The organism is Hymenobacter daeguensis, from assembly GCF_054780555.1.
This window is the reverse complement of the sequence record NZ_BAAGWC010000026.1, coordinates 1-18,333: the sequence shown is the minus strand read 5'-3', so window position 1 is coordinate 18,333 and position 18,333 is coordinate 1. Positions and strand designations below refer to the sequence as shown.

Genomic DNA, 18,333 nt, shown 5'->3' with positions numbered 1-18,333 from the left:
GCGGCATGGGCTCCGAAGCCAGGCCAGGCGTTGGGCTAGTACAGCGGCTCGCGCTCTTTGGTGTTGAGCTCGGGCACGGGCACGATGAGCGCGCGCAGCCAGGTGGGCCGGGCCGGTGGGGAGGTGGCCAGCCTGGCCTGCCACTCCTCGTCGGTGAGGCGGCTGGGGCTTTGGAACTCGTAGTAGCTGAACACCGGGCCCACGGCCACCACCGTCGTGCCGTTGATTTCGACCACCGTGTACAAGGCATCTACGGCGCCCACGGCTTCTTCCAGCACGTCGGCGTTGTGGGCATACACGTCGGCCACCACGCCCAGGTGCCGCTCGCGCTCAGACAGCCGGTCGGTTTTGAGAATGCTGAAAGTCAGGAACTCGGCCCAGCCGCCGATTTGCGCCATCTCAACCATGTCGGCTTTGCTCACTTGCTCATGACGCAGCTCCTGCTGGGCAATTTTGCGCACGGTTTCGAGCTTTTCGCGCAGCTCTTTGTTCAGGCCGCTCAGGTGCGGCGTATTGGCCTGGAGGCGGGTGAGGGCTTTGTCCTGGAAAGCCAGCAGGTCCAGCGCCGCATCCCAGAAGGGCAGGTTGGGCTCGACGTACGCCAGGATGATGGGCTCGGGCGGGCCGCCGCCGCCGCCACCGCCCATCTCGGCGGCCTGCGGCTGCTCGGCATACAGCAGCAGGTCGTGCTTCAGCTCGGCCCAGCCGCCGAGGGCCGTGCTCAGGTTGCGCTGCTGCCAGGCCGGCGTGCCGGCAAAGAGGGGCGTGCCGGCTTCCTTCGGAGCCGGCTGGCTGAGGCTCAGCAGCGTGTGCAGGGTTTTGGTGTAGAGGTTGCGGTCCCAGGCAGTGGTGCCGGCAAACTGCTTTTGCAGGCGACGCAAGGTGTCGGGGTAGGCCGGCCAGTGGCTGGCTTCGCGGTAGTGGTTCAGCAACACGTCCTGCGCGGTGCGGTTGCCGAAGGTGGCAAACACGTCCAGCCCCTTCGGAAACGGGCGCTTGGGGGCCGGGTCGGTCACCTCAATGAGGCGGGAAAGAATTTCGCCATCAAACGTGTAGCGGCCGGCGGTGAACAGCAGCTTGGGGCGGTCGAGGGCTATTTGGGCCAGCTTGCGGGTGCCTTTGGCCCGAATGCGGTCGGTGCCGGCGGCTACCAGCGCCGGGCGCAGGCGGGCCAGCACGGCGGGGTCGGCCAGTTCGTCAAGGGTTTTGCCGGCGTAGGCGGGGCTGGCCAGCAGCCGGAGCAGGTTGGTGAGCGAGCGGTTGTCCTCGTCGCCGGCCAGCACGTCGAGCACCTGGGTGAAATTCCGGAAGCCCTGCGCGGCGGCGGGGCTGGCGGCCAGTGCTTTGGCCAGGGCCACGGCCCGCAGCAGGCCGGCATCGGTATCGAGAAAAACCGGCGCCGTGTTCAGCCATTTCACCGTGCGGAAATAACGCCTGGTGGTATCGTTGCGGGTGTAAATGCCGCGGGGCTTCAGGGCCTGGTACTCAAACAGCGAGTCCTGCAGCAGCACCGAGCCCTTGTCGGCCGCCGCGTTGGCGCGCATTATTTCTTCCCGGGCCTCGGCGGCGTAGGCGGCCGGCACCTGGCCCACGCGGCCGGTCAGCAGGCTTTGGCCCACGGCGTAGTAGGCGGCGGCCCACTCGGCGGCGGCGCGGGCGGTGGGCTGCTGGCTCTGCTGGGCCAGGGTGCGGGCCTGGGCATTGCCCTGGCTCAAGAGCCTGGCCACCACGGGCATCAGGCGCTTTTCTTCTACGTCTTCGAGTATGCTGTTCAGGTACTTATGCAGCAGCTGCAGAAACAGGTCGGTGGTGACGAAGGCCGGCGTGAAGCTGTATTCGCCCTTGTCGTAGAGGTAAAACAGCTGCTCTTCCTTGGTGGGCACGATGGCGAAGTTGTTGCGGGCCAGCACCGTCCGCAGCGCCGCCGGCAGCTGAAACTCCCGCTGGTTGGTCACGAAGTCCGGGTTAATCATGGGGTAGCCGCCCTGCGGGGCCACGCGGCCGGCCAGCAGCTTGGTTTCGAGGGCCAGCACCTTCTGCTCAAACGCCAGTTCCTGCTGGTTGAGGGGCACCGGAATAATTTCCTCGGGCAGCGCATTCCCCACCGAATCTGCTTCCTGGCTCCACACCGGCTTGTACCAGTTGGTTTTGTCGAAATAGCGCCGCAGCGTGGCATTCATGAAGCAGTAGCCGTTGCGGGCATACAGCGTATTGCGCAGCAGCACCAGGTCGAGGTAGGGCTTGCCGGCCAGCTCCTGGTTGTAGTCGAAGGCCGGCAGCGGCTGCCGCTTGGGCAGCTCAACATCGTAGTCCTCCGGCTTCTCGAAATATTCCTTGATGTAGGGCCGGGCATACACCCTGGCCAGGGCGGTTTTGTCCGGGGTCGATTGCACCGGCACCTGCTCGCCAAAGCCGTTGTCGCGCAGCACGGTGCCGGGGTAGGCCGCTACCCGGTCGGCGAGGGCTTCGGCCGGGGGCGGCGACGCGGCGCGGCGTTGCCAGAAAAAGTAGGCCGTGCCCAGGGCCAGCACCAGCCCGGCGGCAATGAGCGGCAGTAGCAATTTGCGGTTCATGCGGAATATGAAGGAAGAAAGCAGGTCATAAAACAAAGTCCCCGTAAGCAGCGTCCAGCGTCCGTTGGCGGGAAGTGAACCCCTCCAGCGTCAGTCCAAAGCCCTGCCAATGGTAGCGCCCGATGCAGTAGTGCCCATCGGGCGCCTGCTCAAGGGTGCGAACATACGTCCGGCCGTCCGCTGCCGCCACCGTCCGGAAATACAGCAGCCGGTAGGTCAGCCGGGAGCCGCGCCAGCGCGGTTGCAGGCGGCCCGCCGAATCGAGCGAGTACACGAAAAGCCGCCGGTGCATGGCGCTGTCGAAGCGGGTGGGCTTGGTAGGACCGATGAGCAAATCTGCCTGCCCGTCGTTGTCCACGTCGCCCGCCCCGAAGGCGTAAATCGGAAACCGAAAGTCCACCGTCGAGAAGCCGCCGTTGGCCGTGGGCACCCATACCTGGGTTTGGCGGGCGTGGGGCAGGTAGCGCAGCCGAGCCGTGGCTGCGCCGGCCGGGCCCACCACGCGGGTCTGGCGCACAAAGAAGCCCGGCAAAGCATCGGGAGCAGCCGGGCCGTTGGGTTGAAGCAGCCAGCCTTTTTCAGTATCAGCCGGTATGAGCTGAACGTCAGGTGAGTAGCGCCGGATGCGGGCCGCCAGCGCCGCCTGGGCGCGGGCATCGGCTGGCCGGGGCACGGCCCGCACCAGCTGTAGCGGCCGCAGGTAAGTGGCCGCCACGCGCCCGTCGCGCAGGTCGAAATCGGCTTGTAGGGCGAGGTCGGTAGCGGCTCCGCGCTGGTCGAATACGAAGTTGCCAAGGCTGTAGAGAATGGGCCGGCCCCGGTAGTATTCCACCGTTTGCACGACGTGCGGATGGGTGCCCACCACGGCCGCCGCGCCGCAGTCGATGAGGGCCCGTGCCTGTTGGCGCTGCTGCTCCGTGGGCTGCCCGGTGTATTCGGTGCCCCAGTGCAGGTAGGCCAGCACGGCCCGCTTCGGAAACAGGGTTTTGTAGGCAGCCAGTCGCTGGCACAGCTGCGCGAAGCTGCGGCCGCACACGCAGCCCGCGCCCGCGCCGCCCACCCCAAACGCCGAATACGCCACTACGGCCACGCTGCTATCCGGGCCCAGCAGGGTGGGCCGACAGCCCGCCGCCGAGTCAGCCTGGTAGCCCAGGGCTCCCAGCCGCGCCGCCTGCACTGCTTGGTAGGTATCGCGCAGGCCTGGCAGGCGCTGGTCGAAGGTGTGGTTGTTGGCCAGCGAAACGTGCGTGAGCCCCAGCCGGCGCAGCCACCCGGCCCAGCGCGGAGCGGCCTGAAATACAAAGCGTTTGGCGGCCGGCTGCTGCCGGGTCGTCAGCGGGCACTCCAGGTTGCCCAGCACGTAGCGGCTGCTGCCCCACCAGCGGCGGGCGTAGCGGGCCAGCGCGGTGCTGTCGCGAGCCAGCGCGGCGGGCACGCCCCGGGCCAGCAATACGTCGCCCACCATGCTTACCCGCAGCAGGGGCCGGGGCGCCGGCTGGCAGGCCGCCAGCATTGCCCCCGCACCCACCAGAAGCATTCTCCGCAACCAAACGAGAAAAGGCATACCCGAAGCTGCCGGATAAAGCAGCCGGCGGCGAAGGTAGACCCGACTGGCCGGACGCGGCATAAAAAAAGCCCGCACAAGGCGGGCTTTCAATCAGTCGGGGTCGGGCATTACGCGGCCCGCATGTGGCGCAGCGGCGACTTCTCGAACTTGCTGCGGCAGTAGCTCAGGTTGATTTGCAGCGCGTCGGTGTTGTCATCCGAAGGCATCTCGAACATGGCATCGGTCATAATACTCTCGCAGATGGAGCGCAGGCCGCGCGCGCCGAGGCGGTACTCGTCGGCCTTCTCCACGATGTATTCCAGCGCGTCTTCGGTGAAGCTGAGCTCGATGTTTTCCATGCCAAACAGGCGCTTGTACTGGCGCACGAGCGAATTCTTGGGCTCGGTCAGAATCATGCGCAGCGTGGTGCGGTCCAGCGGGTTGAGGTGGGTGAGGACGGGCAAGCGGCCAATCAATTCGGGGATGAGGCCGAAGCTCTTGATGTCCTGGGCCGATACGTAGCGCAGGAAGTTCTGCGTGTCCACCTGCTCTTCCAGGTTGGTTTTGGCAAAGCCCATCGGCTTGGTGTTCAGGCGGCTCTTGATGATGCGGTCGATGCCCGAGAAGGCCCCGCCGCAGATGAAGAGGATGTTCTCGGTATTCACCGAAATCATCTTCTGCTCGGGGTGCTTGCGCCCGCCCTGGGGCGGCACGTTGATGTTGGTGCCTTCGAGGAGCTTCAGCAGCGCCTGCTGCACGCCCTCGCCGCTCACGTCGCGCGTGATGCTGGGGTTGTCGCTCTTGCGGGCAATCTTATCGATTTCGTCGATGTACACAATGCCGCGCTCGGCGGCTTCGAGGTTGTAGTCGGCCGCCTGCAGCAGGCGGGTGAGGATGCTTTCCACGTCTTCGCCCACGTAGCCGGCCTCGGTCAGCACGGTGGCGTCGGCGATGCAGAAGGGCACCTGCAGGATTTTGGCCAGCATGCGCGCCAGGAAGGTTTTGCCGGTGCCGGTTTCGCCCACCATGATGATGTTCGACTTCTCAATCTGCACCTCGTCGTCGGAGGGCTTCTGCATCAGGCGCTTGTAGTGGTTGTACACGGCCACGGCCATCACGCGCTTGGCTTCGTCCTGGCCCACCACGTACTGGTCAAGGTGCTCCTTGATGGCTTTGGGCTTGATGAGCGTGAACTTGGGCTGCTTGCCGGCATCCTGCGCCTTGGCTTCTTCGTCGAGAATGTGCTGGGCCTGGCCCACGCATTTCTCGCAGATATGGGCATTGATGCCCGAAATCATAACGGCAACTTCGCGCTTGCTCTTATTGCAAAAGGAACAGGATATTTCGGCCACGGAGAGAAGAATAGAGAGGGTGGGAGGGCACGCTTTTGGACAAGCGGGCTCAAAGATACGACATGCCCAACGTCAGGGACCAGAAAAATGGTGCCACCACACAAAACCGGAAATACCGCATTTGACGGATATTGCGTAGTTTTAAAAGCAGTGCCTGACACAAAGCAGCTGAGAGCGGATGTTGTTTGGGCCTACATCGAGTGCTTATGCTGAAGAAGCTGCTGTGGATGCTGATGCTCATCGGGGGCCTTTGGAGGCCCCGGCCGGGCAGCGCTCAAACCCTGGCGCTACGCGAATATACCATTGCCAACGGTTTGCCTCAGAGCCTGGTGTACTCTCTGTGCCAGGACGGGAGGGGCCGCTTGTGGGCCGGCACACAGGGCGGCGTGTGCGTGTTCGACGGCCAGCAGTTTCGGGTGTTCGACGGCCGCCGCAACCTCACCGACAACCACGTCCGCGCCGTAGCGGCCGCCCCCGATGGCGCCATCTGGCTGGGCCACGAGTACGGCGGCCTGGCCTGGCTGCGCAACGAGCGGGTGGGCCGGTGCCGCCTGCCCGGCGTCGCGTTGCCGCTGCACGCCCGGCACATCTGGCTGGCGGGGGGCGGGGCCGTGTGGGTGGCCACCGAAGGGCAGGGACTGCTCCGCCTGCGCTGCGGCACCTCCGATACCAGCCTGGTCCGCCTGGGCCGGGCGCAGGGCCTGCCGTCCGATAAGGTGAGCTTTGTGGCAGCCGGCCCGGCCGGGCAGTGCTGGGCCGGTACCGATGCCGGCCTGGCAGTGCTGAGTGCCGCCACGGGCCAGCCGCTGGCCGCGCCGCGCCAGGCGCTGCCGGCCGCCGTGCGAACGGGCGCCATCAACAGCTTCTGGCGCGTGAGCGACACCTTGTTTTGGGTGGCCACCGGCAACGGCCTGCTGCGCCTGAGCGGCAGCAGCCGGGCATGGCACGTCCGGCGGTTCGGCCCGGAGGACGGGTTGTGCAGCCCCGATGTGCGGCACGTACTGCAGGACCGGGCCGGCAGGGTGTGGGCCGCCACCAGCACCGGCCTGAGCCGGGCCACCGCCGGTGCCCGCTTTGCGTGCGTGGCGGCAGAAGGCAGCTTCGACAGCGACGTGGCGTCGGACCTGCTCGAAGACCGGGAAGGCAGCCTCTGGACCGTGCACGACAACGGCATTGCCCAGCACCTGCCCGATGAGCGGTTTGCCCAGTTCACCACGGCCCAGGGGCTGCCCAATAACGAAGTACATACCATTCTGAAAATCAGGCCCGGCGAATACTGGGTGGGCACCCCCAACGGCCTCACGGTGCTGCGGCCGGCTGCTCCGGCGGGCCAGCAGGCGCACCCGTTGGTGGTGCCGGGTTTCCGCCGGCAGCCGTTTGCGCGCTGCCTGTTTCGCGACAGCCGGGGCGATGTGTGGGTGGGCTTGTCCGAGGCCGGGGCGTTGCGCTATCAAGCTGCTAACGGCCGCTGGACGGCCTTCAATCAGCAGCCGGGGCTGAGAGGCCAGTCCGTGGCCAGCATTGCCGAGGACGGCCGGGGCCGCATCTGGCTGCTGACCCGGCAGGCGGGCCTGACGGTGTTCGACCCCGCCACCCAGGCCACGCAAACCTTCGACGCACAGCACGGCAGTTTGAAAACCAATGCGCTGTGGCAGATAAAGCGGGCGCGCAGCGGCCTGCTGTGGATAGGCACCGATGACCAGGGCCTCGTGCGGCTGGACCCCGCCACCGACACGTTTCGGCCCGTGGCCGGGCAGCCGGCCCGCCTCAGCATCGGCTCCATCAGCGAAGACCAGCAGGGGAACCTGTGGCTGGGCAGCATCGGCAGCGGCCTGCTGCGCTACGATGGCCGGCGGCTGCAGTCGTTTGGCCTGCAAACGGGGCTGCAATCCAACAACCCCTTCTTTGTGCAGTGCGACAGCCTGGGCCAGGTGTGGCTGGGCACCAACCTGGGGCTCGACTGCTTCGACATTCGCACGGGCCGGGCACGCAGCTACGGCCTGACCGAAGGGTTTCTGGGACAGGAAACCAACCAGAACGCCGTGCTGCCGGACCAGCGGGGCCAGCTGTGGGTGGGCACCATCAACGGCCTGATGCACTACGACCCGGCCCTGGCCCGGCCCAACCGCATTGCCCCGCGCACCGCCGTGGCTTGCCTGCGCATCTTTCTGAAAGACACGGCGCTGGCGGCCGGCCTCACCCTGCCGCACCAGCTCAACCACCTCACCTTCGATTACATTGGCGTGAGCCTGACCAACCCCGGCAAGGTGCGCTACCAGTACCGGCTGGCCGGCTTCGACGATGGCTGGGTGAGGCCGCTCAAATCAACATCGGCCACTTACACCAACCTGCCCCCTGGCGACTACACCTTTCAGGTGCGCGCCGCCAACAACGACGGCGTGTGGAATGCCCGGCCCGCCACGTATGCCTTCACCATCAGGCCGCCGTGGTGGCGCACCTGGTGGGCCTATGTGCTGTACGCCAGTGGCTTTGGCCTGGTGCTGTACGCGGTGCGGGCCTACACCCGCGCCCGCGAGCGGGAGCGGGCCGACCGCCAGCTCGAACACCAGGCGCTGGTACACCTGCAGGAGATGGACCGGGTGAAAACCGACTTCTTCACCAACGTCAGCCACGAGCTGCGCACGCCGCTCACCCTCATTCTGGGCCCGGCCGAGCTGCTGGCTTCTGACCCCGTGGACCCCGAAGTGCGCCAGCGCGGCGGGCTGGTGCTGCGCAACGCCCGCAAGCTGCTGAACCTCATCAACCAGCTGCTCGACCTGAGCAAGCTGGAAGCCGGCGCGCTGCGCCTGATGCCCACTGCCGGCGATGCTGCCGGAGCGGTGCGGCAACTGGTGGCGGCCTTTTCATCGTTGGCCGAGAGCCGGGGCATCGCCCTGCGCTGCGAAGCCCCGGCGGTCGTTCCGCTGGTTTTTGACCCCATCAAGCTGGATGAGATACTGACCAATCTGCTGGCCAACGCTCTGCGCTTTACGCCGGCTGGCGGTAGCGTCGCGGTTGGCGTGGCCGAGGCCGGGCCCACCGCCGACATGCCCGTGGGCAGCGTGGAGATAACCGTGCGCGATACCGGCACCGGCATCGACGCCGAGGACCTGCCGCACCTGTTCGACCGCTTCTACCAGGCCGATAAGGCGGCGGCCGATGGCCAGCGCGTGGGCACCGGCATTGGCCTGGCCCTGGTGCGCGAGCTGGCGGCGCTACACGGCGGCCGGGTGAGCGTGAGCAGCCTGCCCGGCCAGGGGGCCACGTTTACGGTGCAGCTGCCCCAGGGCCTGTTGCCCACGGCGCCGGCGCCGCTGGCGCCCGGCCCACAGGCGGCGCCCATCGGCAGCGAGCCGGTGCCGCCGGCGCCGGCGGCTGCCCCGGCCGGTGCCGAGGCCGATGTGGTGCTCATCATCGAAGACAACGAAGAGGTGCGCGAGTTTGTGCGGGCCACGCTGGAGCCGGCCGGCTACCGCCTGCTCCTGGCCGTGGACGGGGCCGCCGGGGTGGCCCTGGCGCGCACCGAAGTGCCCGACCTGGTGGTGAGCGACGTGATGATGCCCGGCCTTAACGGCTACCAGGTGTGCCAGCAGCTCAAAACCGACGTGGCCACCAGCCACATTCCGGTCGTGCTGCTCACGGCCAAATCGGGGCCCGAAGCCAAGCTGGAAGGCCTGGAAACCGGCGCCGATGCCTTCTTGGCCAAGCCCTTCGACCCGCGGGCGCTGCGGGCGCAGGTGCGCAACCTGCTGGCCCTGCGCCAGCGGGTGCAGACGCACTTTGCGCCCGCGCCTGCTGCCGCGAGCAGCGGGACCGGGGCGGCGGAGGCCACCTCCCCGCCCAGCGCCCCACCTGCCGCGCCCGCGCGCCTGCCCGATGAGCACGCGGCGGCCGTAGCGGGGCTGCCTTCGCTCGACCACGAGTTTTTGCAGCGGGTGAGCGAAACGGTGCTGAAGCACCTGGCCGATGAGGCGTTTGGCGTGGACCAGCTGGGCCACGACATTGGCCTGAGCCGCACGCAGGTGCACCGCAAGCTGAAAGCCCTCACCGGACAGGCCCCCGGCGACTACATTCGGGGGACGCGGCTGCACCGGGCGCGGGCGCTGCTGCGCAACCAGATTGGCACCGTGGCCGAGGTGGCCTACCAGGTGGGCTTTGGCAGTCCGGCGGCTTTTTCCACGGCCTTCTCCCGGCAGTTTGGCTACCCGCCCAGTGCCGCCAGCCGGCAAAGCGAGGACGCTGCCGAGGACAAAGCCAACGCGCTGGCCGAAGATAAATGCTAAAAAATACTGCCCCGAAAACCGCCGGTGAGTCCAGGTGCTCACCGGCTTTTTTGTGCGTAATCCGGTCAGATTTCGGGGTAATGGGACAAAAACGAAAGCGAATGCACCGTTTACGCAAGTGGTGCAACGTTCGCCAATGCATTCGCAACACCGGCAAACGGTAGTGGACAGGGGGGGAGGCGTGCTTTGACAATACCAATCGGGTATTGCTCAGTCTTCCTAACCAATCATGAAAAAATTCTATTCAATCCTGCTGCTCACGGGGCTGGCCCTAGGCCTGCCGCCAACGGCAGTGCGGGCCCAGCTCACCATCTCCGGGCCGGTGACGCTCTACATCGGGCCCGGCGGCCTCATGGCCATGCCCTCGTACCTGACCGTGGGCTCAGGGGCCACGCTCACCAACGAAGGCCAGCTCGACTTCGGCGGCGACCTCACCAACAACGGCACCGTGACCGTGCCCGTGACACCGGCCGCCCAGCTGCGGGCCATGGGCGTGGCCGGCCTGCAAACCCTCACCGGCTCGGCGGCCCTGCCCGTGCAGAACCTGACCGTGAACAACGCCGCCGGCATCGCCACGGCCACTCCGCTTAGTGTGGCCGGCACCATCACGCTCACCAACGGCCTCGTCGCCATTGGCAGCAGCACGCCCATCACCCTGCTCACCACCGCCACCGACCCCGTCGAAACCACCGGGGCCCGGCTGGTGGGGCCGGTGGTGATGGCTTCGCGCAGCGTGGGCGCGGCCTCGTTCGGGCCTTTTCTGGGCCTGACCATGCCCAGTGGCGGCGGCAACATCGGCAGCATCACCGTGACGCGCGTGACCGGCCCCACGGGCATTACCACGGTAGCCGGCCGCTCTTCGGTGGCCGTGTATTGGGACGTGACTTCCTCGGCCGGCGGCAACCCGAAGCGTAAAATGTATTTCAGCTGGCTGAGCGTGCTCGACAATGGCCGCGACATGACGAAGGCCACCTCCTGGCGCAGCACCGCGCCTTACACCACCTGGAGCCGTGCGGCCGGCCCCATGACCGACGTTTCGGGCAGCGACCCTCGGCAGTTCAATCCGCCCACTGCCACTACCGAGGACGTGCCGGGCCGCTTCACCATCTCCGACCTCAACACCCCGCTGCCGGTGGAGCTGACGGCTTTTGCGGCGCAGCGCGAGGGCGTGAATGCGCGCCTGGACTGGAACACGGCGTCGGAGAAAAACAACGACTACTTCGAGGTGGAGCGCAGCCGCGACGGGCTGGTATTTGAGCCGGCCGGCCGGGTGGCGGGCCAGGGCAGCAGCACGACAGCCCACGATTACACTTTGCTCGACCCCAAGGTGGCGCAGTATGGGGTGCCCACGCTGTATTACCGCCTGCGGCAGGTCGACAAGGACGGAGCCACCAGCTACTCGACGGTGCGCACGGTGGCGGTGGAAAGCCCGACGGCCCTACTGGTTAGCGCCTGGCCCAATCCGTCGGCGGGCGCGGGCCCGCACATCCGGATAGAGCAGCCCGGCGAGAATCCGCTCACGGCCACCCTCACCGATGCCACCGGCCGCCAGCTGGCCGTGTACCACACCACGGCCCGCTTCAGCGAGGGCCTGTTTGCCGCCGAAACGGCCGCCCTGGCCAGCGGTGTGTACCTGCTGCGCGTGACCACCACCGGCACCAGCCAGGTGCTGAAGCTGGTGCGCGAGTAAGCTAAACGCTTCCGAATTAGCATGCTCGCCCTGCCCGCCCGCCGCCTGGAACCCGCCGACCTGGTATGGGCTACCGCCCTGCTCGAAACTTCCTGTACGGAGCATCCGGTGCTGGCCTATTGCTGCGCCGGCCCCGACGCCCAAAGCAAGCGCCTGTGGCTGCTGGAGCAGCTGCTGCGGTTTGGCCTCCGCTTCGGCCGCGTGTACACCAACGCCGATGCCAGCGCGGTGGCCGTGTGGCTGGGGCCGGGCCACCCGGCCGCCACGCTGTGCCAGCTGCTGCGCACCGGCCTGCTGCCCGCCGCGCTCTGGCGCCTGGACTGGGGCGGGTTTCAGCGGCTGCGGCACTACCTGGTGGCCACGGCCTGGCTGCGGCGGCACAGCGTGGCGGCCACCACGCACTACTACCTGCTGGCGCTGGCCGTGCGGCCCAATGCCCGGGGGCGGGGGCTGGGCCGCCGCCTGCTCCAGGCCACGCTGGTGGCCATGCAGGCCACGCACGCGCCCTGCTACATCGATACCCAACACCCGGCCCAGCTGGGCTTTTTCCAGCGCCTGGGCTTCCGGCTGACGGGGCAATGCCCCACCGGCCACGAGGCGGCTGCCCCCACCAACTGGGGCCTGCTGCGCGAAGGCCGCGCCTGAGCGCCGGGTTAATCACAAAAATCAACATTCTGACTGCCAATACCATGAAAAACTTCTTCGCTTTCCTGCTGCTCATGGCCGCGCTGTTTCTGGCCCGCGCCAGCCGGGCCCAGATTGGCATAGGCACGGCTTCGCCCAATGCCAAAGCCGCCCTCGACATTCAAAGCCCGGCCAACAACACGGGCGTGCTCATTCCGCGCCTCACGGCGGCCCAGCGCACGGGCATCAGCTCGCCGCCCCAGGGCCTCATCGTGTACCAGACCGACGGCACGGCCGGCGGCGGCACCCAAACCGGCTTCTGGTACTACGCCGGCACCGGCGGCTGGGTGTTTCTCAGCCCCGGCGGCGACAACCTGGGCAACCACACCGCCACCCAGAACCTCAACCTGGGCACCAACCAGATTGTGGGCAACAGCAGCACGCGCGGCCTGAGCATTCTGGCCGATGGCGATGGCCACCTGGGCAAAACCACGTCGTGGACCAGCACCGCCGACGATGCGCTGCTGCGCTTCGGCGACAACGACTACGTGACGGTGGGGGAGGCCGGCAGCGACGACGCCATGCAGCTGCGGGCCAAAAGCTTCAGCTTTCTGCCCTCGCCGCTGGGCGGCTACAGCGGCAGTGTGGGCATTGGCACGGCGGCGCCGGCCAGTGCGCTGCACGTGTATTCGGCCACCAACCCCACGGTGCTGCGGGTGCACAGCAGCGCGGCCTTTGGCGCGGCCGGGCTCGACTTTTACTCCGACCCCGAAGGCTCGGCCTCGGAGTGGCGGCCGTCGTTTCTGCGCTCCATCGATGCCGGCAGCTTCACGGGCGGGCTGGCGTTCTACACCAACGGCACGGGCTCGGCCAACCGGACAAGCTCCCTGGAGGGCATGCGCCTCGTGAACGGCCGGCTCGGCATCGGCACCACCACGCCCGACTCGCGCCTCGACGTGGACGGCACCATTACGCTGTCGGGCGCGAACGCCAACGAGGTGAACCGTGCCCAGACGGGCACGGCCAACCTGGTGCCCATCTGCTACGGCAACGTGGACGATTCCGGTACCATCAGCGCAGCGGGCAGCACGGGCAATTTCACGGTAAGCAAGGTTGGCACGGGGACCTACGAAGTCACCATCACCGGCGAATCTTATTTCTACCCCAACTACACGACGATGGCCGTGCTCAACGGCTCGCCAAATTCTAGCAGCACAGGCGAAGTGATGGTAAACAGCATCAGCGGTTTGCGCCTGGTGGTCAACACGTTTAACTCGGCCGGAAGCCCGGCAGACCGGGGGTTCAACTTCGTGACTTACAAGCCTTAGGCTAGCGAATGGACACCTTCATTTATTCCTGATTCTCTTTTCAACATAGTTCTACGTCTCTCTTTCTTTCATCCTCATGCAAGTCGTTTTCCGCACTTTATTGCTGGCTACGTGCGTAGCCGCGCTGCCCCTCTCCCTGCAGGCCCAGACCCGCAAGCCGGCCCCCAAGCCCGCCGCCAAGCCGGCTGCCAAACCCGTTGTCAAGCCGGCTCCCAAGCCTGCGCCAGCCCCGGCCCCCGCGCCTGCTCCGGCCCCTGCGCCGCCGCCGGCCCCTGCCCGCGCTGCTGCCGCTGCCTCCCCCGGTGGGGCGTTCGAAGTGGGCACCAATGCCGTGAACCTGGGCATTGGGCTGGGCAGCCGCTACAGCTACGGCACGGGCTTTTTCGGTGGCAACTCGTCGGTGTCGCCGGCCATCAGCCTGTCGTATGAGCGCGGCATTATGCCGCTGGGGCCGGGCGTGCTGGGCGTGGGCGGCATTGTGGCCTACCAGGGCGCCAGCTACGACTTTGGCGGGGGCGACAAATGGAAGTACACCGACATCGTGGTGCAGGTGCGCGGCACCTTTCATTATCCTGTGAATGAGAAGTTTGACCCTTACGGCGGCATCGGCCTGGGCGTGCGCCACGCCGGGGTTTCCTTCTCGGGCAGCAGCCTCTACAGCTCCATCGGCTCGGCCAGCGGCACCGAGTTTCTGCCGGGCCTTTTCGTGGGCGGGCGCTACTACTTCACCGAAAGCATCGGGGGCTTCGCCGAGCTGGGCTACGACCAGACCTACCTCAAAATCGGTCTTTCGGCCAAGTTCTGATGACGCAGCGGGCGCTGAAGCACCGCTCATTCCCACCACGCCTTTCCCAGATTTTTCTTTATGAAAGTTGCTTTTCGCAGTCTGTTCCTGCTGGTAATGAGCGCCCTCGCTCACCAGGCCACCGCTCAGATAGGCATCGGCACTACTACGCCCGATGCCTCGGCCGCCCTCGACATCCGGGCCACCAACAAAGGTCTTCTCATTCCTCAAGTCACCTTAACTTCTCTCACCGATGGAACCACAATACCAACACCTGGAACTGGTCTTCTTGTCTTCAACCGTAACGCCGCAGTCAGCGGCGGGGTGGGTTTTTACTACAACGCCGGCACAGCCGCCGCGCCCAGCTGGACCCGCCTCAACACCGGCACGGCTCCGGCTGGCAGTGATTGGAGCCTGACCGGCAACGCCGCCACCGACTCTACCGCCAACTACCTGGGCACCACCGATGCCAAGCCCATTCGGCTGGGCGTGAACGGCCAGGAAAAAGCCCGCCTGCACACCAACGGTGCCTTCTGGCTGGGCGGCGCCCCTATCGGCCCGGCATCGTACCCCGACAACCACCTGCTGCTGGGCTACCAGGCCGGCAAAAAGCTGCCCGCCGGAGCCTATAACAACCAGTTTGTGGGCTACCAGGCCGGTTTGCAAACGACGGGTGATGACAATCAATTCACTGGTTTTCAGGCGGGTTACGCCAATACCACCGGCGAACAGAATTACTTCAGCGGCCTGCGGGCCGGCTTCGCCAACACGACGGCCAGCTATAACCACTTCGTGGGCTACCGGGCCGGCTACAACAACAGCACCGGCACCCTGAACACCTACGAGGGCTACCGCGCCGGCTACGCCAACACCACCGGCGTGGGCAACGTGGCCCTCGGCGACTCGGCCGGCTACGCCAGCGTTTCCACCAACGGCAACCTGTTTGTGGGCACCGGGGCTGGCAAGCGCACCACCGCCACCGGCACCTACACGCACAACCACATGGTGGGCTATCAGGCGGGCTACCGCAACACCACCGGCGCCAACAACCACTTCGAGGGGTTCCAGGCCGGCTACGCCAATACCACGGGCAACTACAACTATTTCAGCGGCTTCAACGCGGGCACCAACAGCACGAGCGATGGCAACCATTTCGTGGGCTATGCCGCGGGCTACCACAACGGGGCCGCCGGCCTCAACCACTTCGAGGGTTATAAGGCAGGCTTCAACAACACCACCGGCGAGGCCAACACGTTCATTGGCTACGATGCGGGGCTGGCCAACACCACCGGCGCGCAGAACACCTACATCGGCTTCCGGGCCGGGCAGCGCTACACCACGGGCGACAACAACTTCATCGTGGCCTTCTACGATGCCGGGCAACCCGCTACCAGCGGCGACAACAACCTGTTTGTGGGCCTGCGGGCGGGCTATAAAAACAACGCCAGCAACAACCACATGGTGGGCTACGAAGCCGGCAACAGCAACACCTCGGGCCAAACCAATCATTTTGAGGGCTACCACGCCGGCTACGCCAACACCACGGGCGTGAGCAACTATTTCTCCGGCTACGAAGCGGGAGCAAGCAACGTGGCGGCCAACTACAACCACTTCGTGGGCTTCGAGGCCGGCGCCAGCAACAACGCCAGCGGGGCAGGCTACAACCACTTCGAGGGCTACCTGGCCGGCACCAACAACACCAGCGGCCAGATAAACCAGGCCATCGGGGCCTACGCGGGCAGCAGCACCACCACCGGCGACCTCAACCTGTACGTGGGCTTCCGGGCGGGGCAGGGCAACGCCACCGGCGACGAAAACACCGTGTTCGGGGCCTACGACCTGAGCCAGCCCACGTCCGGCAGCGAGAACCGCAACGTGTTCGTCGGCCGCAACGCGGGCTTCAGCAACACCGCCAGCGACAACCACTTCGTGGGGTACAAGGCTGGGTATCAGAACACCAGCGGAGTCAACAACACGTTTGAAGGCAACCAGGCCGGCACCGCCAACACCACCGGCAGCCGCAACACCTTTCTCGGGCGGCTGGCTGGCAACAGCACCACCACCGGGTCCGACAACGTGTTTGTGGGGTACGCCACTGGCACGGCCAACGTCACGGGCACCGGCCTGACGGTGCTCGGGTCGGGGGCCGGGCCCTTCAACAGCGGTACCTACACCGCCCTGACCAATGCCACCACCATTGGCAGCAACGCGAAAGTAGCCGCCGACAACACCATGGTATTCGGCGATTCCAACGTCACGGACTGGCTGTTTGGCCGCATCCAGGTGACGGGCCTGGGCGTGGCCCTGCAGGTGGGCAGCAACAGCACCAACGGCAATGCCGCCTACCTCTCCCAGGGCGGCACCTGGACCAACGCCTCCGACGTCAACCTCAAGGAAAACATCCAGCCCGTGGAAGGCGCGCAGGTGCTCGGCCTCATTCGCCAGCTGCCCCTCTCGCGCTGGGCCTACAAGGGCACCCACGGCGAAACCCACCTCGGCCCCATGGCCCAGGATTTCTACCGCCTTTTCCACCTCGGCCTGAACGACACCAGCATCAGCACCATCGACCCGGCTGGCGTGGCCCTCGCGGGCGTGCAGGAGCTGGCCAGGCAGAACGACGCCCTGAAAACCGAAAACACCCAACTCCGCCAGCAGCTCCAGGCCCTGCAGGCCGGCCAGACGACCCTCGATGCCCGCCTCAGCGCGCTGGAGCAGGGTGCCCGCCCGGCCGCTGCTGCGCCGGTGGCGCGGGCTGCCCGCTAAGGTGTTATTTATCAAAGCTTTTATCATCAAACTGGATAACAAACGTTCCTTTTTTTGCCACTTCCCTTTCCGTATGAAAAACCTCCGCTACCTGCTGCTGCCAGCCCTGCTATCCGTGGCCGCCAGCTGCAAAAAAGACAACGAGAGCCCCTCTAAAACCGCCATGCTCACGGGCGTGACCTGGAAGGAAACTTCCCAGACCATGACCATCAACGGCGTGGCGGGCAACTACACACCCGCTGCGGCCGATGTCTCGACCTATCAATTTGGCTCCGATGGCAAACTCACCATCACAGAAGGCACCGCTGCACCGCAAACGGGCACCTGGGCTTTCACCAACAACGAGTCGCAGCTCACGCTGACGGGTGCGGGCAATCCGACCCAGACGTTCACGGTATTCACCCTGACGAGTGGCAGCCTGTCGTTCGGGCTGGACTACAACCAGGCCCAGGTCACGGCCGCGCTGGCTCCCTCTTCCACCGATGTGCTGCGCCTGCTGATTCTGGGCGCCGGCAGCTTCACCTTCCCGGCCAATACGCCCACGGTAACCCCCTCGCAGCTAACGAGCTTCCGCTACCAGACCAACCTGGTGCCCCGCTAGCGCCATTTTCCTTTCCCAGCCACCATTTGCTTCATGAAAACGCTTTTCAACCTTTCCCGCACGTTGGGCCTGTTGCTCGCTATCGGCAGCGTGTCGCTCACGGCTTGTAAGAAAGAATCCGACGATTCGGCCGCCGCTACCGGCGACGGCACCGTGACCTGGACCCACAACGGCACCACCTACACCGACACCTTCTCGGCGGGCGCCGTGGTGGACCCCGGCGATAAACTCTTCATCATCGCGGCTTCCAAAGACCGCAACAATGCCTTGTCGATACCGCTGCTGGGCATCAGCGCGAAGGGCACGGGCGTGTACGACCTGCCCAGAGGCTCGGCGCTCAACGACTGCTCCGTGGGTTCCATCACCCTGAACGGCACCACCCCCCAGGGCGTCATCTACAGCACGCTCTACGGCCCCAACGCCAGCAACGGCACCGTCACGGTGACCGAGTACGACAAGAATGCCCAGAAAATCAGCGGCACTTTCTCCTTCACGGCCGGGGCCATGCCCAACAGCGGCGCTACCGGCACCCAAACCGTGACCAACGGCAGCTTCAGCATTCACAGGTTTCGCTAAGCCCCGCCATTTTCTGCACCATGAAATTCTTTCGCTCGGTTGCCGGCGCATTGCTCGGCAGCGCATTGCTTTTAACAACCGCGTGCTCATCGGATAAAAAACCCGATGCGCAAACTCCGGCCACTGCTCCGGCCGCCGCTCCGGCTGCGGCAGCCGCCGCACCCGCACCCGCACCCGCACCCGCGCCGACCGAAACGCCGGCTGCCGCGCCGG

The 18,333-nt window shown here is 66.2% G+C and carries 12 protein-coding genes; 9 read left to right on the top strand and 3 right to left on the bottom strand.

The features are described from left to right. Positions 1 to 35 precede the first annotated feature (35 nt). The 3 genes from ACYVHT_RS19475 to clpX form a co-directional block, all read right to left on the bottom strand. Complete coding sequence (locus ACYVHT_RS19475) at positions 36 to 2,573, bottom strand: DUF3160 domain-containing protein (protein WP_460555965.1); 2,538 nt, start codon at positions 2,571 to 2,573, stop codon at positions 36 to 38. A gap of 25 nt (positions 2,574 to 2,598) precedes the next feature. After that, the gene (locus tag ACYVHT_RS19470; RefSeq protein WP_460556046.1) at positions 2,599 to 4,110 is read right to left on the bottom strand and encodes a CapA family protein; all 1,512 of its coding nucleotides are present in this window, start codon (positions 4,108 to 4,110) and stop codon (positions 2,599 to 2,601) included. A 137-nt stretch (positions 4,111 to 4,247) separates the two neighbouring features. Continuing rightward, positions 4,248 to 5,471 carry an ATP-dependent Clp protease ATP-binding subunit ClpX gene (clpX, locus tag ACYVHT_RS19465; protein ID WP_460555962.1) on the bottom strand — a complete coding sequence of 408 codons (1,224 nt, stop codon included), beginning with the start codon at positions 5,469 to 5,471 and terminating at the stop codon, positions 4,248 to 4,250. Positions 5,472 to 5,677: 206 nt separating this feature from the next. Between clpX and ACYVHT_RS19460 the strand changes: the two genes are divergently transcribed. The 9 genes from ACYVHT_RS19460 to ACYVHT_RS19420 form a co-directional block, all read left to right on the top strand. Beyond that, the gene (locus ACYVHT_RS19460; protein WP_460555959.1) at positions 5,678 to 9,754 is read left to right on the top strand and encodes a hybrid sensor histidine kinase/response regulator transcription factor; all 4,077 of its coding nucleotides are present in this window, start codon (positions 5,678 to 5,680) and stop codon (positions 9,752 to 9,754) included. 229 nt (positions 9,755 to 9,983) lie between these two features. After that, complete coding sequence (locus ACYVHT_RS19455) at positions 9,984 to 11,444, top strand: T9SS type A sorting domain-containing protein (protein WP_460555956.1); 1,461 nt, start codon at positions 9,984 to 9,986, stop codon at positions 11,442 to 11,444. Between the two features lie 21 nt (positions 11,445 to 11,465). Further along, entirely contained in the window at positions 11,466 to 12,089 is a 624-nt protein-coding gene (locus ACYVHT_RS19450; RefSeq protein ID WP_460555953.1) for a GNAT family N-acetyltransferase, read from the top strand. Between the two features lie 44 nt (positions 12,090 to 12,133). Beyond that, on the top strand, positions 12,134 to 13,396 hold the full coding sequence (locus tag ACYVHT_RS19445) for a hypothetical protein (RefSeq protein ID WP_460555950.1): 1,263 nt from the start codon (positions 12,134 to 12,136) through the stop codon (positions 13,394 to 13,396). 76 nt (positions 13,397 to 13,472) lie between these two features. After that, the gene (locus tag ACYVHT_RS19440) at positions 13,473 to 14,201 is read left to right on the top strand and encodes a hypothetical protein (protein ID WP_460555947.1); all 729 of its coding nucleotides are present in this window, start codon (positions 13,473 to 13,475) and stop codon (positions 14,199 to 14,201) included. Between the two features lie 60 nt (positions 14,202 to 14,261). Then, positions 14,262 to 16,943 carry a tail fiber domain-containing protein gene (locus ACYVHT_RS19435; protein ID WP_460555944.1) on the top strand — a complete coding sequence of 894 codons (2,682 nt, stop codon included), beginning with the start codon at positions 14,262 to 14,264 and terminating at the stop codon, positions 16,941 to 16,943. Positions 16,944 to 17,016: 73 nt separating this feature from the next. After that, positions 17,017 to 17,544: a lipocalin family protein gene (locus tag ACYVHT_RS19430; protein WP_460555941.1), complete on the top strand. Its 528-nt coding sequence runs from the start codon at positions 17,017 to 17,019 to the stop codon at positions 17,542 to 17,544. Positions 17,545 to 17,577: 33 nt separating this feature from the next. Then, positions 17,578 to 18,120, top strand: coding sequence for a Riean_0653 family protein (locus tag ACYVHT_RS19425; protein ID WP_460555938.1), 543 nt, complete (start codon positions 17,578 to 17,580; stop codon positions 18,118 to 18,120). A 20-nt stretch (positions 18,121 to 18,140) separates the two neighbouring features. Continuing rightward, a partial coding sequence (locus ACYVHT_RS19420; RefSeq protein WP_460555935.1) for a hypothetical protein occupies positions 18,141 to 18,333 on the top strand: 193 nt, incomplete at its 3' end.